Source organism: Parabacteroides merdae ATCC 43184, from assembly GCF_025151215.1.
Classification (GTDB): Bacteria; Bacteroidota; Bacteroidia; order Bacteroidales; family Tannerellaceae; genus Parabacteroides; species Parabacteroides merdae.
Map to the genome: position 1 here is coordinate 2,402,843 of NZ_CP102286.1, position 21,933 is coordinate 2,424,775.

Annotated in this window: 18 protein-coding genes and 1 tRNA gene; 5 read left to right on the forward strand and 14 right to left on the reverse strand. The window is 44.5% G+C overall.

What is annotated here, in order from left to right; genetic code table 11:
* Nucleotides 1-447: 447 nt before the first annotated feature.
* Both NQ542_RS09960 and NQ542_RS09965 read left to right on the forward strand, forming a co-directional pair.
* Nucleotides 448-876 carry a hypothetical protein gene (locus NQ542_RS09960; RefSeq protein WP_005640132.1) on the forward strand — a complete coding sequence of 143 codons (429 nt, stop codon included), beginning with the start codon at nucleotides 448-450 and terminating at the stop codon, nucleotides 874-876.
* Nucleotides 873-1,781: an IS3 family transposase gene (locus NQ542_RS09965; protein ID WP_005640131.1), complete on the forward strand. Its 909-nt coding sequence runs from the start codon at nucleotides 873-875 to the stop codon at nucleotides 1,779-1,781. The genes NQ542_RS09960 and NQ542_RS09965 overlap by 4 nt, the downstream gene beginning before the upstream one ends.
* A 482-nt stretch (nucleotides 1,782-2,263) precedes the next feature.
* Here the strand turns inward: NQ542_RS09965 and NQ542_RS09970 are convergent, their stop codons facing one another.
* Together NQ542_RS09970 and NQ542_RS09975 are read right to left on the reverse strand one after the other, a co-directional pair.
* A complete protein-coding gene (locus tag NQ542_RS09970) occupies nucleotides 2,264-4,864 on the reverse strand; it encodes a hypothetical protein (RefSeq protein WP_005636668.1) in 2,601 nt (866 codons plus the stop codon).
* 6 nt (nucleotides 4,865-4,870) lie between these two features.
* Entirely contained in the window at nucleotides 4,871-6,322 is a 1,452-nt protein-coding gene (locus NQ542_RS09975) for a TlpA disulfide reductase family protein (RefSeq protein WP_005636669.1), read from the reverse strand.
* A gap of 505 nt (nucleotides 6,323-6,827) precedes the next feature.
* On the opposite strand from NQ542_RS09975, the gene NQ542_RS09985 reads away from it, so the two are divergent.
* The 3 genes from NQ542_RS09985 to mazG all read left to right on the forward strand — a co-directional run bounded on the left by NQ542_RS09985 (nucleotide 6,828) and on the right by mazG (nucleotide 10,759).
* Nucleotides 6,828-7,739: an RluA family pseudouridine synthase gene (locus NQ542_RS09985; RefSeq protein ID WP_005636671.1), complete on the forward strand. Its 912-nt coding sequence runs from the start codon at nucleotides 6,828-6,830 to the stop codon at nucleotides 7,737-7,739.
* Between the two features lie 19 nt (nucleotides 7,740-7,758).
* A complete protein-coding gene (locus NQ542_RS09990) occupies nucleotides 7,759-9,852 on the forward strand; it encodes a protein-disulfide reductase DsbD family protein (RefSeq protein ID WP_005636672.1) in 2,094 nt (697 codons plus the stop codon).
* A gap of 121 nt (nucleotides 9,853-9,973) precedes the next feature.
* Nucleotides 9,974-10,759 (forward strand): nucleoside triphosphate pyrophosphohydrolase, encoded by a 786-nt coding sequence (gene mazG, locus NQ542_RS09995; protein ID WP_005650864.1) that lies wholly within the window; start codon nucleotides 9,974-9,976, stop codon nucleotides 10,757-10,759.
* Between the two features lie 94 nt (nucleotides 10,760-10,853).
* Here mazG and NQ542_RS10000 read toward each other — a convergent pair whose 3' ends face one another.
* From NQ542_RS10000 to NQ542_RS10055, 12 genes are all read right to left on the reverse strand, one after another.
* A complete protein-coding gene (locus tag NQ542_RS10000; RefSeq protein ID WP_005636674.1) occupies nucleotides 10,854-11,324 on the reverse strand; it encodes a hypothetical protein in 471 nt (156 codons plus the stop codon).
* A 48-nt stretch (nucleotides 11,325-11,372) separates the two neighbouring features.
* Nucleotides 11,373-11,762, reverse strand: coding sequence for a hypothetical protein (locus NQ542_RS10005; protein WP_005636675.1), 390 nt, complete (start codon nucleotides 11,760-11,762; stop codon nucleotides 11,373-11,375).
* A gap of 46 nt (nucleotides 11,763-11,808) precedes the next feature.
* Nucleotides 11,809-12,360, reverse strand: a complete 552-nt coding sequence (locus NQ542_RS10010; protein WP_005636677.1) for an RNA polymerase sigma factor — start codon at nucleotides 12,358-12,360, stop codon at nucleotides 11,809-11,811.
* 155 nt (nucleotides 12,361-12,515) lie between these two features.
* A tRNA-Leu gene (locus NQ542_RS10015) sits at nucleotides 12,516-12,597 on the reverse strand.
* Nucleotides 12,598-12,755: 158 nt separating this feature from the next.
* A complete protein-coding gene (gene groL, locus NQ542_RS10020; RefSeq protein ID WP_005636680.1) occupies nucleotides 12,756-14,393 on the reverse strand; it encodes a chaperonin GroEL in 1,638 nt (545 codons plus the stop codon).
* A 72-nt stretch (nucleotides 14,394-14,465) separates the two neighbouring features.
* Nucleotides 14,466-14,735 (reverse strand): co-chaperone GroES, encoded by a 270-nt coding sequence (locus NQ542_RS10025; RefSeq protein WP_005636683.1) that lies wholly within the window; start codon nucleotides 14,733-14,735, stop codon nucleotides 14,466-14,468.
* Between the two features lie 279 nt (nucleotides 14,736-15,014).
* Complete coding sequence (gene hisS, locus NQ542_RS10030; protein WP_005636687.1) at nucleotides 15,015-16,370, reverse strand: histidine--tRNA ligase; 1,356 nt, start codon at nucleotides 16,368-16,370, stop codon at nucleotides 15,015-15,017.
* 47 nt (nucleotides 16,371-16,417) lie between these two features.
* Nucleotides 16,418-17,104, reverse strand: coding sequence for a zinc metallopeptidase (locus NQ542_RS10035; protein WP_005636689.1), 687 nt, complete (start codon nucleotides 17,102-17,104; stop codon nucleotides 16,418-16,420).
* Nucleotides 17,105-17,227: 123 nt separating this feature from the next.
* Complete coding sequence (locus NQ542_RS10040) at nucleotides 17,228-18,499, reverse strand: adenylosuccinate synthase (RefSeq protein ID WP_005636690.1); 1,272 nt, start codon at nucleotides 18,497-18,499, stop codon at nucleotides 17,228-17,230.
* A gap of 30 nt (nucleotides 18,500-18,529) precedes the next feature.
* Nucleotides 18,530-18,988: a Fur family transcriptional regulator gene (locus NQ542_RS10045; RefSeq protein ID WP_005636692.1), complete on the reverse strand. Its 459-nt coding sequence runs from the start codon at nucleotides 18,986-18,988 to the stop codon at nucleotides 18,530-18,532.
* Between the two features lie 60 nt (nucleotides 18,989-19,048).
* Nucleotides 19,049-19,732, reverse strand: coding sequence for a DNA alkylation repair protein (locus NQ542_RS10050; protein ID WP_005636694.1), 684 nt, complete (start codon nucleotides 19,730-19,732; stop codon nucleotides 19,049-19,051).
* Between the two features lie 8 nt (nucleotides 19,733-19,740).
* Nucleotides 19,741-21,798: a dipeptidyl-peptidase 3 family protein gene (locus tag NQ542_RS10055; RefSeq protein WP_005636696.1), complete on the reverse strand. Its 2,058-nt coding sequence runs from the start codon at nucleotides 21,796-21,798 to the stop codon at nucleotides 19,741-19,743.
* Nucleotides 21,799-21,933: the final 135 nt, after the last annotated feature.

The window sequence follows — 21,933 nt, forward strand, 5'->3', positions numbered from 1 at the left end:
CTCTATCACTTCTGAGGCATGTCGTTTTTATCATACAATTGAGAACCAACATATTGTCTTCTATTACTTTTGAAAAAGCATATAAAATAATCGAATAAATAAATGTAAAAACGAATATAACAGGTATTAAATTGGCGGAATACGGTTCTTCATTCCACAAAAGCTATCTCTTTTTTTAACAAAGACAAGCACATCATTCCGTAAACACCCCCATGCTGCCATCCTTTACACCCGGATGTACCGGCCCTCTACACCCGGGTGTAAAAGGGGGCAACATGGGGGTGTTCGGCAACTAAAGTACCATGCCGGACAATGAAAACCAACCGGTTTTACCTATTTTACAGCTTTTTTTGAATAAAATGATCGAGTGAGTTGCAGGGATGGGGAACAATGTTTCAGAAGTGTGTCTCGTCCTGAAATAGGTTGACTTCATAAAAGTCAACAAAGATGAAAAAAGAGAAGTCATTGACTCGTCGCAAGGGTGAACCTTATCCTTTGGAGATTCGCCTAGCAGCTATAGGTGAATATCGCTTAGGAGTAAGCCGTAAAGAGATCGCCTTTAAATATTCCATAAGCGACCCTACGGTAATATCGCATTGGATTCGTAAATTTGAGGCAAAAAGACAATCATCAGTGTCAATAAAACCACTGAAACTCAAAAAGCGATCAATAAAAATGACAGAAAACGAATCGGATCTTTCCAAACGGATCAAAGAACTGGAACGCGCCCTCAAACAAAAAGAGTTGGAGTTAAAGGATAAAGAGAAGGAACTGAAGCATGAGCAAGCTCATCGCCGTGCGATGGAAATCCTAATAGAACTAGCCAATGAACACTATAACATCGATATCCGAAAAAACTCTGGCACCAAGCAGTGAAAAGGCTTCATGACAATCAGCCGGAAATAAGTATCCCTGATTGTTGTTCGTTGTTTGGGTATAGCAAGCAAGCCTATTATAAGAGAGAAAAACAGTTACAATCGGAATTGTTGTGTGAGGAAATAATCCTTAAAATGGTAAACAGCCTGCGTCAGGACCAACCGGTTTTAGGTGGTCGTAAGTTGTATCATATCCTAAAAACCAAGATACATCCTGATTTGGATATAGGGCGCGATAAGTTTTTTGACTTGCTACGCGACAATGGTTTGTTGATCAGACATTCCAGGGTTTATCGGCCGGTAACAACTCTGTCATGGAACCGTTTTCATAAGTATCCAAATCTGATAAAAGATTATGATCCGCTATCAGCCAATCAGTTATATGTAGCTGATATCACTTATGTCCGCAATGTCGAAGGGAGATTCTATTATTTGAGTTTGCTCACAGATGCATACTCCCGTAAGATTGTCGGTTGGGCCCTGGAGGATTCCCTGGAGATGTCCGGTCCGATAAAAGCGTTGAATATGGCCTTGGAAACACTTCCCCCGGGAAGCGATCTGATCCATCATTCGGATAGAGGAGTACAATATTGTAGCAAAGATTATATCTCAATTTTACAAGGCATTAAATGTCGTATAAGTATGACAGAAAACGGAGATCCCAGAGAGAATGCAATAGCTGAACGTGTCAATGGAATATTAAAAGAAGAATGGTTGAATAAAGAAATGATAACAACGCTCGGCCAGGCTCGGGATATAGTGAGGAAAGTGATCGATATTTATAACACCCGGCGCCCTCACAGTAGTGTGGAAATGTTGACACCTGAAGAGGCGCATGCGAAGAAGGGGCCTTTAAAAAGAAAATGGAAAACTATTTATAAACGTAAACAAGCTATTCTTTTATGAACAGGATCAAACTGATATATTTGCAACAAAATAGAACAGAGACCGGAAACGCTCGTCGGGACAGGTGGCCCTGCCCCTTGCCGCTTGGGCGCTCCCCGGCCGATGAGTTTGGCTGTGAAAAGCCCCCTGTCCTGTAGTGAAACAGGATAAGGTAACTTATTTTAGGATTAAGAAAGGATTGTCTGTTTTTTTACATTTATAGACAACCTATAACAGGATTTTTTTAATACACAGTCAACCAAAATCAGGACGAGACAGTGATAGAGGAGTGATAAAGGAGTGATAGAGGAAAACGTCCTGTATCACTCCTCTAACGCTTGAATATTAATAGCTACAACCTTCGTAGTGATAGAGTGATAGAGGATTTGCAGAAAACGTCAATCAAAAGTCTTTGTTAAGGACATAGTCTTTTGCAAATAGCAGCAAAGTAAAATCGGCAGGCAAGAAAGGAAGCGAAAATACATGGTAACCGTATCAAATAATCACTGCCGGAAAACTCCGATTTTTCCATCTTCCGTCAGAGTTTCAACCGTAATCCGGGGATATTTACAACGACTGTTGTTGTAAAAACGAATATAAGCCTTTCCCTGTTCATCCGTTGACAATGCCGGATTCCAATAAAGGGTACGACGATAATCATTTTCTTTCGGCAATACGCGATAATCGGGCTGATAGAAGTCTTTCACTTCACTATATCCTTCCAGCCAGGTTTTGCGTACGCCTTTTCCACCTTTCACAGAGATCTGATCTTCCGGATAAGTTTCGATCAAGACAACACACCGATATAATTTATCGATATTAATCGGTGTAAAACGCGGATCGGCATACCGGCAGATCGTTCCAAAGTCTTCACTGATATAAACGGATTTAATCGCCTCTAAAGGAAGTAAGCGGTACTTATTATAATCCATTTCATTGTGGTAGGTACGTTCGTAATTGATCGCAAAAAGGACCATCCGCCCTTTATAAAAAAGATATTCCTGCCCGCCTGGACTATGCTCCCGATAGAACTCAGAATTCATATTAATCATCAGTTCATGAATATCATCGCCGATAAAACCATTACGGTCCTGAATATCGTCCATTTCGGAAGCGACATCATAATAAGCGATCGACTTGGTCCGGGTTTTATAAACTTCGGCAGCTTTATCTAGTTTCTTGGCCTTAACCACCACTTCATCGATCCGATGAATCTTTTCGTCCATTCCCAGTTTTCGCAGAGAATCTTCATACGCCTTGAATAATTGCTCCATGTTTTCTTGCATAAATACCGTATCATTCAGCTGTGTATCGGGCAAAGAGACCTTTTCATCGCCTGAAATATGCACCTGCAATTCTGCCATTGGATATCTCCGAGGCTCCGGATGAAACACCCGGTCCAGAACAATCCGATGATCTTTCTTCTTCCCCTTTTCGGAAACAGATAGAATCAGATTCCATTTTCCTTCCACCTGAGAAATAAAAGAAAACCGTCCTGAACTATCCGTAGTAAAAACATCGAAGCAGGATGTATTCTGATCCGTCGGATTGTCTTCCTCGCCTCGCTTCGTCAGAAAAGAAGTTACTTGCACATCCGGACGCGGCTTACTACGAACCATTGAAACTACCTGGCCGTGCAGTTCGATTCCCTGCTCCGGCAGATACTTCAGTTCAAAAGGTTCCACACCGGCCCAATGCTTCCATTCATAACGCCTCCAGCCTTGCACCATCAACAATTCATCCAAAGCCCGACGATGCAACGTATCATCCGACTCAAAATACCAGGAAGGACGGCGTACATACCCTTTGATTTCCGACATCAGCAACAGATCCGTCAACATCGAATGCCTGCTTTCCACTTCTTCCCGGCCATCCCGGACCGACACCGACAAGAGCGTTTGTGCCGGCTGTCCTTGCGGATCATTCACTTCGAAAGAAATACCTATTGAATCATACGGAAGATACTGTTCTTTATCCGTCCGAACAGCCAACGACAAGGTATCCGGCTTTCCAACAAAAACCAACCGGTCAGCCAAAACCTGTCCGGCTTTATCAAACAAGACCAGTTGAGACACACCCACCGGTAAATTCTTCTTATCCAGTCGAAAAGAGAAGGGCTGATTCCTCTTGACCGTCAGCATACAGAAATTATATAATTTACCTCGGCTCATAACCGCTACTCCCAATACCTGAGCCGCCGTAAAACGATTCTTCTGTACCGTAATAGCCAAACTATCCGGGATACTTAGATTGTCAACCGAAAAAGCGAATCCCTGTTCCTCTGCTTCCGGTAAAGAAAAGCGATATTTCTTGTCTCGCCAAACAACTTCCGCCTTTACTTCTTCCGTATCAGCTACATAGGTAAAAACACCTTTTCCTTCGTGACTTGTCCGGAATGTCGAAACGACCTCTTTTTCCTTATTCAGGATACAACCGGAGACATCCACCGGATTACCGAAAGCATCGGTCGCTTCAAAGGCAACCCGCACCGGGACATCGCGAATCAACGTTCCGCCCTCAGGATAAAAGCGGAGATTCAGTTTCTTTTCTTTCCTGGTCTTTTCCCTTTTCTGCGGATACTTTCCCGGATGTCGGCAAATTTCTTTTTGGGTATAATCGCCTTCTGAATCCGGTTTGTCGAACACCGGGAAAATACGTGAGAAGACTGTTGCCTCTCCAAAGTTCAACATATATTTGGTATAAGCACGTACCTCATAAAAACCGGAATAGAAAGGTAAGTGCGTCAACGTAAAATTCCCCTGGCAACGACCGTTGCGGATTGGTAAAATCTGCCTGGAGACAATCTCACCTCCAGGATTCAGTAATTCCACATACAACGTCTTGCTCCACGCTGTAGGCCGATTGAATTCGGAAGTCACGACATAACACTGAAACCAAATCTGATCGCCCTGATAATAGCTGGTATTATCAAAATGCAGATATACCTTTTCCTGAGGCAAAGCCTTTCCAAACTGTTCTAAGGCAGAGACAAAACCCTGTAAGCGGACAGCAATACTGTCCGGAATCGGATATGCGTAAACCGAAACAAACCAGAGAAAGCCCAGCAATCCGATACCTCGTCTTATAAACTTACGTAAAGACATCGTCGTTTATTTAATCGCTTCTTCCAATTGTTTCTTCAGTTCTTCCATCTTCTCCGACGAAGCCGCTACTTTCTGACGTATCTTTCCATCTTTACCAATGATTACGCAATGTGGAATATACAAGGCTCCATTCGAACCAAACGTATCATAAATTTCCTGCTTGAAAGCCTCTTGAATGCGAATATGTTCCCCTTTCAGGTCATAATGAGCAGCCATCTTCTTCCATTTCTCTTCAGCTTCCGGATTATCAATCGAGAGATACAGCAAAACAATATCTTTTTCCTGAGCATATTCCTGCAACGGCTTTACAAAAGCAAAGGAATCACGGCAAGGACCACACCACGTTGCCCAAATGTCCATAAAGATAACTTTCCCTTTATACGGTGCGATAATATCCTGGAAAGTTTTCGCTTGTGAGACATCCGGGAAATGAAGATCTTCCGGAATCCGGGTGTGGTTAAACGCCCGGTTCTTTTCCATTGCTTCCTGCACCAGCGGTTGCCAGGAAGTTTCCGGATATAATTGCAGGAAACGTTCGGCATAAACCGGCATCTTCGGATCGTTCATCTGCCTTTCCTGATCTTCCAGGAAAAGCTGGGCCATGGCTGCCTCTTGTGCCTTGCCCTGTAAACGATGTTCAAAACCGTAATACATCAAACCGATACCTTTTTCTACACCTTCCGGAATAGATTCCTGACGCATATAATATCGGATACCAATTTCATTGGAGACCACATCATAAAAGGCCGGACTGAAAGTACTGTTCGGATTATCCGGGATACAAAAGGCCGTCATCTGATCCAACTCGACAAACCAATTCTGCCTTGTCGCTTCCGATGCCTGATAAAATGCACCCATCGTCTGGTTCTGAAAAGCCAGCAACAACTGCATCCGTATATCTTGCCGGGCTTTTTCCTGTAAGTCTTCATCCAAACCCGTCAATTGCGATTCCAGAGAGACTGCATCATCTTTCAGTTTTTGGGCTACAGATGTTGCTACAGTATCTTTAGCAATCTGCCAACGGTCGCCACGGCGGGCACGCAAATCCCAAACAGCGGCATTCAGTCGATTGAGCAATCGGGAAACGGCTACTGCCTTCTCATCCACTCCCCGGATAGTCAAAGGTTTTTGAGCCGTTGCATCTACATCCAATTGTATTTTTCCTCCTTTCGATATAACCGAACCCAATACCGCTTTTCCATACAAAATGAAATTCACCCGTTCATAATCTTCAACCGGTAACGTCAATGTAAATGTACTATCGCTTTGGATTTGTAACGTATCGATCGTTTTCGTATTCATCATGCCTGCGATAGATTGCTGGTAAACGATCATTCCACCGTTCAAGTTCCGCACGGTTCCGGTGATTTGGATTTCTTTCTGATCCGAACAAGACAATAGGGCTGTTCCTAAAAGAAGAACACAAACGGACTTCGGCATTTTTCTACTCCAATTCATGGTATCTCTATTTCATGGCTTAAATTTAGAGCCTGTTTAAAAATGATTGAAATCTTTTTTTAAAGAAGTTTCCGTATTAGCCGGATTATTTCTTTTTTAAAGTGACCAAACTTAAAAAAAATGTATCAAACTGATTTAACGGAAACCGAGTGCAATATATAACAAAAGTGTTGAACCTGCAAGAAAGAGGAAATATGATTCGCGACTGATTTGGAACGCCATATTTTATTTAGTTAAGACCGGTTGTCAATGGTAGATGCTTCCCCTAGACTTTTCTAGGTGGCAGTTGGTCTATTACTACTATCGTAAATGGGCTTCCCAATTAAACTTTGGTCACCATAGCCAATATGCATGACAGAAAAGCCGCATACTTACTGATAACAGAGAGGGAATTCCTAATAAATACAAAGAAAAACAGTAACAGCCGATTTATTTTATTTGTCCGCATCTCCTTGCAGCATTGACCAAAAGCCTGTATCTTTGTAAACTATATATAATTAGGAATATGGCAAGACGCTCAGAATACAGAGGCACAGATAGATCCAGAGCCCCTCGAGGACGTAAAGTTACAGTGAAAGAAGAGAATACGTTACTTCCTTTCCTGTTCGGTCTTTTAAACGAACAAAGTAAAAGTTCAGTCAAGGCACTACTCGCCCACGGACAGATTTCAGTCAATGGCACGGTAACCTCCCAGTTCAACACGCCGCTCACACCGGGCAACGAGGTGTTAATCAGCTACGAACGGGGAAAAGTCGAGTTCAACAATCCACTGCTCACAATTGTTTGGGAAGACGACGACCTGATAGTCGTAAACAAGAAAGAAGGCTTACTTTCGGTTTCCAGCACGCGCGTGAAGGAACGGACAGCTCTTCATCTGCTCAGCGAATATGTCAAGAAGACAGATCCACGTAACAAGATATTCGTGCTCCATCGCCTGGACCGCGACACTTCGGGGCTGATGATGTTCGCCAAGAATCTGCAAGTGCAAAAGGCATTGCAATCGAACTGGAACTCTGCCATCACGGCACGCACATACGTGGCCGTAGTGGAAGGACGCCCTGAGAAAGATTCCGACCTAATCGTCTCCAACCTGACCGAAAATGCAAAGATGCAGGTGTATGTGACAGCCGAAGGAGACGGGAAAGAGGCGATCACCCGCTACCGCCTGCTGCACAGCAACGGAGCCTACTCGCTGTTGGAACTCGACCTGGAGACAGGACGCAAGAACCAGATACGCGCACAGATGCAATCAATCGGACACTCCATCGCCGGCGATTACAAGTATGGTGCGGAGACAGATCCTACCGGACGGCTGATGCTTCACGCCCGACGGCTCAACTTCATTCATCCGGTAACAGGCGAAGAGATGCATTTCGAAACACGCATTCCTGATAAATTTACCTCTTTAGCTAAATAACAAAAATAGTAAAAATAATATGAAGAAGCTCTTTAGTACCTTGATGTTGGTGCTTGTCGCACTGACCGTACAGGCACAGATTCTCCAGCCTGTAAAATGGAAGATACAACTGAACGACTCCGGCTCCGCAGAGAAAGAGATCGTTTTTACCGCTACTGCCGATAAAGGCTGGCATTTGTATGACCAGGACTTGCCGGAAGGAGGCCCTGTCTCCACTTCGTTCACATTCGAGACACTGAAAGGAGCCGAGCTGATCGGCAAACCGACTTCATCTGTCAAACCGACCACCGTATACGACGAACTGTTCGCCATGAACCTGCGTTGGTATCCAGGGACCGTTTCGTTCACCCAAAAGTTCAAAGTGACCGACCCAGCCAAGTTCAAAGCCGAAGGTGAAGTGGAATTTATGGCTTGCAACGACGAGACTTGTCTGCCCCCCGATCGCGTCAGTTTTTCGTTCGACAAAAAGAATATAAAGATGACAGCCGCCGCCGAAACAGTGGTCGAAAAACCGGAAGTCGAACAAGACGATGTGACAGCCGTGCAGCCGGATACTGAAAAAGTGGTGGAAGAAGTGGCCGAGCTGAAGGCTCCCGCCCCTGTTACCAACAAGGACAAAGCAGAGAACAGGCCAGTCCGCGCCTCCAACGAGCTGACCGACGACGCAGCCCTCTGGACTCCTGTCATCGACCAGTTGAAGGCATTCGGCGACACGACGGTTTCAGCAACCGACACATCTTGGTTGTTCATCTTCTTCGCCGGTTTCCTGGGTGGATTGATCGCCTTGCTGACACCTTGCGTATGGCCGATGATCCCGATGACGGTCAGCTTCTTCCTTAAACGGACGAAGGACCGCAAGAAGGCGATACGAGATGCGATGACGTACGGACTTTCAATCATTGTGATTTATCTGGTGATGGGATTGCTGATTACGGGTATATTCGGGGCAAGTGCGCTGAACGACCTGTCGACGAATGCGATCTTCAATATCATATTCTTCTTGTTGTTAGTAGTCTTTGCCATCTCTTTCTTCGGAGCGTTCGAAATGGTATTACCCTCCTCCTGGACGAATAAACTGGACACGAAGGCGGATTCGACGACGGGCATTATCAGTATTTTCTTCATGTCGTTCACGTTGGTGTTGGTTTCCTTCTCTTGCACAGGTCCGATTATCGGGACTTTGCTGGTACAGGCTGCTTCGATGGGAACGGCGGTAGGACCGGCCATCGGCATGTTCGGTTTCGCTTTGGCATTGTCTATTCCGTTCAGCCTTTTCGCCATCTTCCCGAACATGCTGCAAAGCATGCCGAAATCCGGAGGCTGGCTGAACTCCGTCAAGGTGGTGTTAGGCTTCCTTGAACTGGCACTGGCGCTGAAGTTCCTTTCGGTTGCCGACCTGGCTTACGGATGGCGCTTGCTGGACCGCGAAGTGTTTATCGTGCTTTGGATCGTGATCTTTATCCTGTTGGGTTGTTACCTGTTGGGTAAGATCAAGTTCAGCCACGACAGCGACCTTCCGTACGTATCCGTGCCGCGCCTGTTCATGGCGATCATTTCTTTCTCTTTTGCCGTTTATATGGTTCCGGGCCTTTGGGGGGCTCCTCTAAAAGCGATCAGTGCTTTCGCTCCTCCCTTGTACACTCAGGATTTCAACCTGTACAACAGTGAAGTGCATGCTGCTTTTGACGATTACGAAACCGGTATGGCTTATGCCAAGAAGGTGAACAAGCCGGTCATGATCGATTTCTCCGGTTTCGGTTGCGTGAACTGCCGCAAGATGGAAGCATCCGTTTGGACCGACCCGAAAGTGAAACAGATATTGGAAAATGATTATGTCTTGATCACCTTGATGGTCGATGATAAGACGAAGCTGCCGCAGCCGATCACAATCGAAGAGCATGGCAAGACTCGCAAATTGAAAACAATCGGCGACAAATGGAGTTACTTGCAACGTAGTAAGTTCGGTGCAAACGCCCAACCGTTTTACATTCTGCTGAATGCCGAAGGCAAACCGCTCGGCCCGTCGTATGCATTTAACGAAAGTGTCCCCGACTATATCAAATTCCTGGAAAACGGGCTGAAGGTATTTAAAGAACAAGAAAAGAATAAATAACATCTTATAGGCTGTGTGTTAAAAAGATAGAGAATTCAATCTCTTGCCGGGGAATTCATCCCCCGGCAAGAGAAAGATGAAATTTGACACACCTCCTTCCTCTCCAACCAAACAACTAAAAATGGCAACAAAACAAGAAAAGATGGAAGCCTTCGGACAGCTGCTCGACATTCTGGACGAGCTTCGTGTGAAATGTCCGTGGGACCGTAAGCAAACGAACGAAAGTCTTCGCACGAATACGATCGAAGAGACTTACGAATTATGCGATGCCATCATGAAAGATGACAACAATAACATCAAAAAAGAATTGGGCGACCTGCTCCTGCACATTGTCTTCTATGCCAAGATCGGTGAAGAAAAAGCGGCGTTCGACATCAAAGACGTGTGCGACAGCCTTTGCCAGAAACTGATCTACCGCCATCCGCATGTCTTCGGAAACGCTCAGGCCGAAACAGCCGGCAAGGTTGAACAGAGCTGGGAACAACTCAAACTAAAGGAAAAAGGCGGCAACAAGACAGTTCTCGAAGGTGTCCCCACTTCACTTCCTTCCGTAGTCAAAGCTCACCGCATCCAGGACAAAGCCCGCAACGTGGGTTTCGACTGGGAACAACGCGACCAGGTCTGGGATAAGGTGCACGAAGAGTTTACCGAACTGAAGACTGAAATCGACAAGATGGATGCAGATAAGATGGAAGCAGAGTTCGGAGACCTGTTCTTCAGTCTGATCAACGCAGCCCGCCTTTATAAGATCAATCCGGACAATGCCTTGGAACGCACAAACCAGAAATTCACCCGCCGTTTCAACTATTTGGAAGAGCATACTATCAAAGAAGGCAAGTCATTAAAGGATATGTCTTTGGAAGAAATGGACCGGATCTGGAACGAAGCAAAAGCGAAAGGGCTATAAAAACAAAAGGGGAACCGACATCACGTCGCCACCCCTCCCTTAACTTAAACGCCAAAACTAAATCTAAACAAAAAACACAAATAATGATAATATTTTATTTCTTTCTATTCTCTTCTTTTCTATCGTCTCCTCCTCTCATAAATTCCCGCGCAAACTTTCCTTCCGCACGTTTATATCTATAAAGTTTCTTTGGAGACAATATCTTTTTAAACTTTTCATAATACTCCTTTTCCAACTGTGCCTGCCTCATGTTCACGCTCACACACTCATCAATCACCTTCAAGTAATCAGCATCGGTTGCATTTTCATTATGCTTTAAATCTTTGGATAGTTTACGACATTCACGACCGGCCTCAAACATCTTTTCTTGCAGTTCGTTACAAAGAGGTATAAATGATGCTGCCTCTTCCGGGGTTAACCCCATCTCTGCCGTAATAAAAGCATTCTTCTTAGCAAAGAACGCTTCTCTATCAAAATTGCGATGCTGTTTCCCACTTTGAGCGTGAGCACTGAATGAGAACACAACTGAACACGCCACAAATGTAATAAAAAATATTTTATTCATACAAGCATTCTTTCAAAAATATTTTGTCAAACTTTATTTTTTTTCAATTTATTCGGTTTCCCCTATTTCTTCTGCCAATATATAACCGGCATATTGCTCTTCCAGGTACTCCAAGTATTCTTCATCCTCGGCCGCTTGCAAAGCAGAAACTGAGGCTGGAGACACTTCTGTTTTTACGAGTAGCGAGTCGGTTTTCGCCGCTTTATCTTCGGATCCGACCAAAACTTTAAAAAACAACCCCAATCCGGCAAAAACGGCTGCCATATATAACCAGGGACGAACACGATCCATCAAGGAAACCTTTTTCACCTCCTCTTCAGGCTCTCTTTCGGGAAGCTGACTCATAATGTTTGCCGTCAATCCCTCCATATACCCCTCAGGTACAGTAAAAGGATTTTTCCCTTTAAGACGGTCCAGATTGTTTTGTTCTGTTTTCATATCATCTCTCTTTTATGTTCTTTTGACAAATGGTAACACGAAAGGTTTAAATGTCTTTTGTTAAAAACTCCTCTACTTTCTTCACCGCATGATGATAGGAAGCTTTTAAAGCGCCTACGGAAGTTCCGAAAATCTCAGACATATCTTCATATTTCATATCGTCAAAATATTTCATATTAAAAACGGCACGCTGTTTCTCCGGCAATGTCAGGATGGCTTTCTGCAGTTTCATCTGTGCGGCATCCCCGTCGAAATATTCGTCTCCTTTCAGGCGCTCCAGCAAAAACACGTCCGTATCGTCAATCGAGACATTGTTCTGCACACGCTGGCGGTTCAGAAAGGTTATACATTCGTTTATCGCAATCTTATACAACCAAGTCGACAACTTCGCCTCTCCCCGAAAATAGTCGATATTCATCCAGGCTTTCAGGAATGTATTCTGCAATAAGTCGTTGGCATCGTCATGGTCCAACACCATCTTTCGTATCTGCCAATACAACTTCTCCCCGTAGAAATTGACAACCTGCGCGAAGGCATCACGTTGATGCGCCGGATCACGTAATTGTTTTATTATCTCTTCCTCTATATATTGTTGCATTCCTACTCACTAATTTGGGGTAAATATAAGAAAATAATCATTATCTCCTTCCGTTCCCCTTCTATAAGAGACGGAAATAATGGTTCAAAGTTTAATCGAACCTCATAAGGGAATATAAAAAAAGCGGACAACCATATAAGTCATCCGCTTTGAAGTGCCCAGAACAGGACTCGAACCTGCATGCCTCTCGACACACGCACCTGAAACGTGCGCGTCTACCAATTCCGCCACCTGGGCAATTCAGCACTTTTCAGTGAAGCAATCTCTCTTGATTGCGGTTGCAAAGGTAGCAACTTTTTTGAAACTGCCAAACTGTAACCATACTTTTTAAATAAAAAAACGGCCACCTCCCTTTCGGGAAGCAGCCGTTTCAGATTTTATGCTTATGGGAAGAATTACATCATACCGCCCATGCCACCCATACCCGGGTTCATGGCAGGAGCTGCCGGAGCTTCTTCTTTCTTTTCAGCGATCACACATTCCGTAGTCAGGAACATACCAGCAATAGAAGCGGCATTTTCCAAAGCTACACGTGTTACCTTAGCAGGGTCGATTACACCGGCTGCACACAAGTTTTCATACTTGTCTGTACGGGCATTGTAACCGAAGTCACCCTTACCTTCTTTTACTTTCTGAACAACTACCGCACCTTCTTTACCTGCGTTAGCAACGATCTGGCGCAACGGTTCTTCAATAGCACGTTTAACGATTTCGATACCGGTTGTTTCGTCTTCGTTTTCACCCTTCAGACCTTCCAGTGCTTCGATAGCACGGATATAAGCAACACCACCACCAGGAACCGTACCTTCTTCGATAGCGGCGCGAGTTGCATGCAGGGCATCGTCAACACGGTCTTTCTTTTCTTTCATTTCAACTTCAGAAGGAGCACCTACATACAATACGGCAACACCACCGGCCATCTTAGCCAGACGTTCCTGCAGTTTTTCTTTATCGTAGTCGGAAGTCGTATTTTCGATCTGAGTCTTGATCTGGCCGATACGAGCCTGGATAGCATCCTTATCGCCTGCTCCGTTTACGATAGTAGTCGTGTCTTTGTCTACCGTAACCTTTTCAGCCGTACCCAGCATATCCATAGTAGCACCTTCCAGCTTTAAGCCTTTTTCTTCGGAGATCACAACGCCACCTGTCAGGACAGCGATATCTTCCAGCATAGCTTTACGACGGTCGCCGAAGCCCGGAGCCTTGACAGCACAGATCTTCAAAGAACCACGCAGACGGTTTACAACCAAAGTTGCCAATGCTTCGCTATCGATATCTTCAGCGATGATCAACAAAGGACGACCGCTCTGAACTGCCGGTTCAAGAATAGGCAGCAAGTCTTTCAATACAGAGATCTTCTTGTCGTAGATCAGGATATACGGATTTTCCATCTCGCATTCCATCTTTTCCGTGTTGGTTACGAAATACGGAGAGATATAACCACGGTCGAACTGCATACCTTCTACCACGTCTACTGTTGTTTCCGTGCCTTTAGCTTCTTCTACAGTGATAACACCTTCAGTTTTTACTCTCTGCATAGCTTCAGCGATCAGTTTACCGATAGCTTCGTCACCGTTAGCAGAAATCTTGGCAACATGCTCGATCTTTTCGAACTGGTCACCAACAGCTTCAGACTGGGCAGCGATGCTTTCTACGACTTTAGCCACCGCTTTGTCGATACCACGTTTCAAGTCCATAGGGTTGGCACCCGCCGTTACATTCTTCAGACCGACACCGATAATAGACTGTGCCAGAACTGTTGCAGTTGTCGTACCGTCACCGGCATTGTCGTTAGTCTTGGAAGCAACTTCCTTAACCAGCTGAGCACCCATGTTTTCAAACGGGCAAGCAACTTCAACTTCTTTAGCTACCGTTACACCGTCTTTTGTAATGTGCGGAGCACCGAATTTCTTTTCGATGATCACATTACGTCCCTTCGGACCCAGTGTTACTTTTACTGCGTTAGCCAATTCATCCACACCTTTCTTCAGAAGGTCGCGGGCATCCATATCGTATTTAATTTCTTTTGCCATGATTTCTATCGTTTTATATAAATGTATAAATATTTCTTAATTGTCAATTATCCACTATCAATTGTCAATTGTTTAGATAATAGCCAAAATATCAGACTGACGCATGATAAGATATTTTTCACCGTCCAGTTCGATTTCCGTACCTGCATACTTGCCGTACAGTACAGTGTCGCCATTCTTTACAACCATTTCTTCATCCTTTGTTCCGTTACCTACGGCGACAACTTCACCTTTTAAAGGTTTTTCTTTTGCTGAATCGGGAATAATGATTCCGCCAAGTGTCTTTTCTTCTGCTGCAGCAGGCTTAATCAGCACTCTGTCTGCTAATGGTCTAATGTTCATCGTTGTATATTTTTTAGTTGTTAATAATATTACGTTAATCTTGTGCTTTCTTATCGCACATAAACGTCTATGCGAATACTGTGCCAAAACTGTTGTCAGGAAAAAGACTGACAATTTTGCATTTTAGAAAGACAGACAATGCAAATATATCTGACAGGATGACCATCCTGTTACAAAAAAACTTCCCCATTACAACAAGAAAATGAATGGGGAAGTTCAATTATCAGTCTATTTATAGTAGAAACGGGTGTACCTAAAGGCACAAAATTGAAATTGCAGCTAGAATCTTTCGATCAGTTCTTCTAATGTGACAAGAGACTGTTCGCCTGTCAACATGTTTTTCAGATTGATCTTGCCTTCATTTATTTCGTTTTCACCGACAATCGCCACAAACGGGATCTTTTTCGTATCGGCATATCCCATCTGCTTCTTCATTTTGGCTGATTCAGGATACAACTCCGTACGGATACCGGCAGCACGCACTTTCGAGATCAGAGGCAACAAATAGTTTTCTTCCTTCTCGCCGAAATTCACGAACAACAGTTGCGTGGTCTTCAAAGAATCAACCGGATAAAGTTCCAACTGGTTTAGAACATCGAAAATACGATCGGCACCGAAGGAAATTCCGACACCTGACATACCGTCCATACCAAACACACCGGTCAAATTGTCATAGCGTCCGCCCCCCGTGATACTTCCGATCTGGACATCCAACGCTTTCACTTCGAAGATAGCACCCGTATAGTAGTTCAGACCGCGTGCCAACGTCAGATCCAGTTCCAAATCAGCTGTCAGCTCTAACTTCTCGATGCGGTCCAGGATAAATTCCATCTCGGCAATACCTTTCATCGCTATTTCCGATGCTGCCAGTTCCTTTTTCAAAACAGCCAGCTTTTCACGATTCGTACCTTTCAGCATAATGATCGGCTGCAAACGGGCTATCGCACCTTCAGACAATTCTTTAGAACGCAATTCATCATTTACATTATCCAGACCGATCTTATCCAGTTTATCTATAGCGACCGTAATATCGACAATCTTATCGGCTTCACCGATTATCTCGGCAATGCCGGAAAGAATCTTACGGTTGTTCATCTTGATACAGACACGGATTCCGAAACGGCGGAATACCTCATCCATAATCTGGATCAGCTCGACTTCATTTACCAACGAATCGGAACCTACCACATCTCCATCACATTGGTAAAACTCACGGTAACGACCTTTCTGCGGACGATCGGCACGCCATACCGGCTGTATCTGGTAACGCTTGAATGGGAAAGCGATATCATTACGGTGCTGTACCACATAACGGGCAAAAGGAACCGTCAGGTCATAACGCAAACCCTTCTCGCAAGCTTTCATTCCGAATCTTACGGCATTGCGCTCCGACAGTTCTTCATCCGTTATTCCGGAAAAGCAATCGCCGGAATTTAATATTTTGAAAAGCAACTTATCGCCTTCTTCTCCATACTTGCCCATCAGCGTAGACAGGTTTTCCATAGCCGGCGTTTCGATCTGCTGAAATCCGTACAGATGATATACTTCGCGGATAGTATTGAATATATAATTACGCTTCGCCATTTCTTCTGGCGAAAAATCTCTTGTTCCTTTAGGGATAGACGGCTTTTGCATGATTCACTAATTTATATTATTTAGGCTGCAAAGGTAATGCTTCCTGTTTAATCCCGGCTTCTTCCCCCCAGGAAAATCATGATATAATATAATAATGTAGCAAGCGAACCCAAGGCAGCCACTACATACGTGTAAGCAGCAGAACGCAAAGCATCTTCAGCCTTGTCATGCGTATAGACATTTGTGATGCCGGCATTGCTCAACCAGACCAAAGCCCGCTGGCTGGCATTGATCTCGACCGGTAGTGTAATGAAACTGAATAAAGTCGTCGATGCAAAAAGAATAATACCAAACAGCATCAACTGGGGAAACGTATTAATCAACAGCATACCACCCAACAGCACCCATGTCATAATGTTGGAAGCAAAGCTGACGACCGGAACCAAAGCCGAACGCATCCGAAGAGGCGCATAAGCCGTAGCATGCTGGACAGCGTGTCCGCATTCATGAGCTGCAACGGCTGCGGCAGCAATACTGTTACTGTAATAAACCGATTCACTCAGATTGACGGTCTGGTTTGCCGGATTATAATGATCCGTCAAATGTCCGGGAGTGGAAATCACCTTTACGTCATAAATCCCGTTATCATGCAACATCTTTTCAGCCACATCCTTTCCTGTCATACCATTCGGCATAGGAATCTTGGAATATTTTTCAAACTTGTTCTGGAGTCTGGAAGAAACCAACCAGCTAAGAAGGGCAAAACCGATAAATATAATCCAATACATGCTCATATTTTTCTAATTTATAATAGTTATACTAAATCATAAACGACAAAAAGTCTGCCAAAAATAAAAATGGCAGGAGATCATCCTTCCGGGATGTGGTCTTCTGCCATTTTGTATTATTTTCAGGTTTTATTCTTCGGTATATCTGACAATTGTTTGCTCACGGTCAGGACCGACAGATACAATCTTGATCGGAACTTCCAGCTCTTCTTCCAAGAAAGAGATGTAAGCATTGAACTCTTCGGGAAATTCGTCTTCACTTTGCATTTTCGTCATATCGACATTCCAACCCGGCATTTCCACATATACGGGTTCGATGCCTTCATTGATTTCAAACGGAAACTCTGTTGTTTCTTCGCCATTGACTTTATAAGCAATGCAAGCCTTTACTGTTTCGAAGCCATCCAGCACATCGCTCTTCATCATGATCAGTTTCGTCACACCGTTGATCATGATCGCATATTTCAGCGCAACCAAGTCAATCCAGCCACAACGGCGTTCGCGCCCAGTTACAGCACCATATTCATGTCCGATCTGACGGATCTTGCTACCTGTTTCATCAAACAGTTCTGTCGGAAACGGACCGCTACCGACACGTGTACAATAAGCTTTGAAGATACCATACACTTCACCGATGTTACGCGGGGAAACCCCCAAACCTGTACAGCAACCTGCACAAATCGTATTGGAAGAAGTCACAAACGGATAAGAACCGAAATCAATATCCAGCATCGTGCCCTGTGCACCTTCGGCCAAAACAGACTTACCTTCTTTCAAATAGTTATTAATCACATGTTCGCTGTCGATCAAACGAAACTGTTTCAAATAATCCAAAGCCTTGAACCACTGTGCCTCCAATTCAGTAATATCATATTCATAATTCAGAGAACGCAGAATCGCTTCATGTCTTGCTTTTGCAGCTGCATACTTTTCATCGAAATTATGCAACAGGTCGCCTACGCGCAGACCGTTACGGCTGATCTTATCCGTATAAGTCGGACCGATACCTTTACCGGTCGTACCGATTTTGCCTGACCCTTTCGCAGCTTCGTAAGCAGCATCCAATATACGGTGAGTAGGCAAGATCAAATGAGCTTTCTTAGAGATACACAGTTGTTTGGTCAGGTCGTGCCCGCTGGCAGCAAGCGCTTCCGCTTCCTGTTGGAACAACAACGGATCCAGTACGACACCGTTACCGATAACGTTTACCTTACCCCCTTGGAAAATACCAGAAGGGATGGAACGTAATACATACTTTTCACCGTTAAATTCCAAAGTATGTCCAGCATTGGGACCTCCCTGAAAACGAGTTATCACATCGTAATTCGGAGTCAAAACGTCGACAACTTTTCCTTTGCCTTCGTCACCCCACTGCAATCCTAATAGAACGTCAACTTTCATCGTTTATATATTATATAGATGTTAATATTCTTACTTCTTCCGCTGAAGCCGGTACTTACATTTGCTACATAAGCCATAAATGTAAAGCGCATGATATTCCGGAGTGAAACGCGATATCTTCAACGCTCCGACATCTTTCTTTAGTGTTGCATCCTTCAGCTCTCTGATTGCCCCGCATTTCATACAGATCAGATGCAAGTGTGTCTCCGCCAGCATCCGTAATTCATACTGTACAGCCTGGGCCGTCAGCTGATGGCGCACAATTAAGCCGCTGTCTACCAAAACGTCGACCGTGTTATAAACAGTAGCCCGACTGACATGAAAATTCATTTCCTCCAGTTTCTGATGAAGCAAACACATATCAAAATGACCGGGGAAACTGCATATACACTCCAATATGGCATAGCGTTCCTCCGTCTTTCGTAGTTTTTTCTCGGCAAGATATCTGGTGAACAGGTCTTGCATCTCTGTGTACTTTTTTGCATCCATCTTCAAGTTGCGACTCCACGCGACCGACAAAGTTAGCGCATTTATTTTAAACGCAAAGCCTTAACGGCAATATTCAAATTCAAATTTTAAATCATTATATATTTCCTGCCCTTCGGGCGTCTGCATGAATTCAGGAAAATCATCGAACCCGCCCAACATTTGCTGCGCCCGTTCAGCCGACTGTCTTCCATAAAATTTCATGGCTTTCACCGCAGCCTGCTTTTCTTTGAAGGACGCCTCGAAATCAGTCTGGGCAAGCGTCCGCATACATTCCGCGACAAATGCGGTCCTCACCGGTGCTATCAAATCCTTTCCTTCCTTAAACAGTTCGGCCCAGACTAGATAAGCCACCGTACGTGCATATTCGTCTTCCACATTAAAAATCAACCCGAGCAGCAAATCCTCCACATCCGGCAACTTATAAAACAAATTGTGGCTGCACTGCTCTGCAATTTCCAAATAAGGGATTTCTTTCACCCATTGCTTCGCCTCTTGGGACGAGAACTCGTCTACCGGCTGCAAGAAAGAAGCCAATATCTTGAATTCACGGATGTCTTCTTTCCACAAAGCAGCGGCCAGCTCAGAGTCCGGTTTATGTGTAGTGGCAATCTGCTTGATTTCAGGCAAAGGAACACCGAAATTCAGCTTATAGACAATACCCTTCTCGCGCATGCTGGTAGAGATCACTCCATTCATCGCCAGGCGAAGCTGGGTCCGTATTTCTTTTAATTCATTCTGTAACATACGCTTTATTATTCATTATAGGAAGGTAAAAACGAATACTCCTTGCTGTAACGAAGCATCTGATCGGTATACCCTTCGGTATAATCCAGCACAATATCCGTTACATCTCCCTTATCGTTCTTGACTTCCTTCATCACCGGATTCACGAATCCCTTATACGGAGCCAGGTTCAATTTGGCATAGCGTTCGAGCACTTCGGCATGAAGAGCTGGGTCGACCTTTACGGCATACTCTTCCACCAGTTTCTTTCCGGCGGAAAAATCACCTTCACTCTTGATACGCTGCACTTCCGCCAACAAAGTTCCGAACAGTTCACGCAGCTTGGCATAGTCATTGACCACCACGTATGTCTTGCCATCCCGCTGTTTCAGTTCAATCACGTTATCAGCCTTTCCTTTTTCATATACCCATTTGGCAATCAGCTGACGGTTGCGCATATGGGCTTCTTCAACATTCTTGCCTTGCTCGATCCGGACCAGCTGTGTCATCAGGCCATTCATTATATATTTATAGTATTCAGCCTTATAAGCCTCTGCATCCGGCACAAGTCCGAGTTCCACCAGCTTGGCATCTCCGAGATAGTACAAACCGAAAAGATCGGCACGCGCCTCTTCCAAAGTCGAACTGTAGGCCTTCAAAGCATCCGGATCGGTATCGGGAAGCAATTTACCGGAACCATGTCCCAAGCATTCATGCAAATCGGTATGCAGATTGTTGGTGATGAATCCGTATTTCTTCAATCCTTCGCGCTCCTTATCGCTCCAGACAAATTCATCATTGAAACCATTTCCCTGAGAAGCTTTGTCATATGCCTCAGTGATATTCTCGATCGTAACGGATTTCGAACCATGATCGCGGCGAATCCAGTCGGCATTCGGCAAGTTGATGCCAATCGGAGTTGCCGGATAGCAATCACCTCCCAACATGGAAACCGTAATTACTTTGGCACTGACTCCTTTTACTTTTTCTTTCTTAAACCGTTTATCTACAGGAGAATGATCTTCGAACCACTGCGCATTATCGCTGATCACTTTTGTTCGCTTCGTTGCCTCCTTATTGATAAAGTTCACGGTCGACTCCCAGCTGGCTTTCATTCCTAACGGATCTCCGTATGTTTCGATAAAGCCGTTCACAAAGTCAACATCCGATGCCGTATCTTCCACCCATAGGATCGAATAGGCATCGAAGATTTTCAAGTCGCCGGTCTGATAATATTCGATCAGTTTCCCGATGATTGACTTTTGCGCATCGTTCTCGGCAAAAGCCACGGCTTTCTGCAATTCCGACACGATCTTTTCGAGTGCCGGCGAATAGAGGCCGCCTACCTTCCACACTTTTTCGACCAACTTGCCGTTCTCTTTTACCAAACGGCTGTTCAAGCCGTAAGAGATCGGAGAAATCGTGTCTTTCCCAGCTTTCATCCGGGCATAGAAATCCTCAACTTCTACCTGGGTAACTCCTTCGCCATAATAATTGTTGGCCGAAGCCCGGATCAGGTCGACATCGCCACTCTGCACCGTACGCTTCGCCATCACAGCCGGATCAAAGATCACGGGACTGATCTCGGCGACAAACTGTTCCACCGTCTGCCCTTCACGTAGCGGAAGTGCGGAAGAACCGATCTGCGAGATACAAGTCCGGAAGAACTCAGGCGTAAAGCCGGGAACAAATTTGTCTTCCGCATAATGGTGATGGATGCCGTTGGCAAACCAAACCCGTTTCAAATAAGTTTCCAAAGCAACAAACTGCGGATCCGTACGATCTCCTTTATAGCCGGTATAAACAGCCTCCAGCGCACGGCGGATCGGCAGATTATAACGACAGTTCTGGTCGAACAAAATATCCCGGCCCATCAGGGCAGCTTCCGACAAATGATATAATAATTGTTTCTGCTTCAAAGAAAAGGATTCAAATCCCGGAACCTGATAACGCAATATCTGAAGATCAGCAAACTGATCCACGACATAATTGAAATTATCCTGAGTAGCTTCCACCTTCTCAGCCTTCTGCCCCGTACAGGCAGTCATAACCATTGCAGTCATAAGCGATAACATTATATTTTTCATATACTAACTTTTAGCTTTTCCTAATATTATTATTAAAAAGGTTTTCTCGCAAAGGTACAGATATTTCAGAAATTATACTAGTCATCTTCCTTTATTGCAATCTGAATACAGATAACTTATAAAGCAGAAATATGA

What these genes read in the sequence shown, in the direction of transcription:
- NQ542_RS09960 (WP_005640132.1), top strand. Translation starts at nt 448, where the DNA reads ATGAAAAAAGAGAAGTCATTGACTCGTCGCAAGGGTGAACCTTATCCT.
- NQ542_RS09970 (WP_005636668.1), bottom strand. Translation starts at nt 4,864, where the DNA reads ATGTCTTTACGTAAGTTTATAAGACGAGGTATCGGATTGCTGGGCTTT.
- NQ542_RS09975 (WP_005636669.1), bottom strand. Translation starts at nt 6,322, where the DNA reads ATGAATTGGAGTAGAAAAATGCCGAAGTCCGTTTGTGTTCTTCTTTTA.
- NQ542_RS09985 (WP_005636671.1), top strand. Translation starts at nt 6,828, where the DNA reads ATGGCAAGACGCTCAGAATACAGAGGCACAGATAGATCCAGAGCCCCT.
- NQ542_RS09990 (WP_005636672.1), top strand. Translation starts at nt 7,759, where the DNA reads ATGAAGAAGCTCTTTAGTACCTTGATGTTGGTGCTTGTCGCACTGACC.
- mazG (WP_005650864.1), top strand. Translation starts at nt 9,974, where the DNA reads ATGGCAACAAAACAAGAAAAGATGGAAGCCTTCGGACAGCTGCTCGAC.
- NQ542_RS10000 (WP_005636674.1), bottom strand. Translation starts at nt 11,324, where the DNA reads ATGAATAAAATATTTTTTATTACATTTGTGGCGTGTTCAGTTGTGTTC.
- NQ542_RS10005 (WP_005636675.1), bottom strand. Translation starts at nt 11,762, where the DNA reads ATGAAAACAGAACAAAACAATCTGGACCGTCTTAAAGGGAAAAATCCT.
- NQ542_RS10010 (WP_005636677.1), bottom strand. Translation starts at nt 12,360, where the DNA reads ATGCAACAATATATAGAGGAAGAGATAATAAAACAATTACGTGATCCG.
- groL (WP_005636680.1), bottom strand. Translation starts at nt 14,393, where the DNA reads ATGGCAAAAGAAATTAAATACGATATGGATGCCCGCGACCTTCTGAAG.
- NQ542_RS10025 (WP_005636683.1), bottom strand. Translation starts at nt 14,735, where the DNA reads ATGAACATTAGACCATTAGCAGACAGAGTGCTGATTAAGCCTGCTGCA.
- hisS (WP_005636687.1), bottom strand. Translation starts at nt 16,370, where the DNA reads ATGCAAAAGCCGTCTATCCCTAAAGGAACAAGAGATTTTTCGCCAGAA.
- NQ542_RS10035 (WP_005636689.1), bottom strand. Translation starts at nt 17,104, where the DNA reads ATGAGCATGTATTGGATTATATTTATCGGTTTTGCCCTTCTTAGCTGG.
- NQ542_RS10040 (WP_005636690.1), bottom strand. Translation starts at nt 18,499, where the DNA reads ATGAAAGTTGACGTTCTATTAGGATTGCAGTGGGGTGACGAAGGCAAA.
- NQ542_RS10045 (WP_005636692.1), bottom strand. Translation starts at nt 18,988, where the DNA reads ATGGATGCAAAAAAGTACACAGAGATGCAAGACCTGTTCACCAGATAT.
- NQ542_RS10050 (WP_005636694.1), bottom strand. Translation starts at nt 19,732, where the DNA reads ATGTTACAGAATGAATTAAAAGAAATACGGACCCAGCTTCGCCTGGCG.
- NQ542_RS10055 (WP_005636696.1), bottom strand. Translation starts at nt 21,798, where the DNA reads ATGAAAAATATAATGTTATCGCTTATGACTGCAATGGTTATGACTGCC.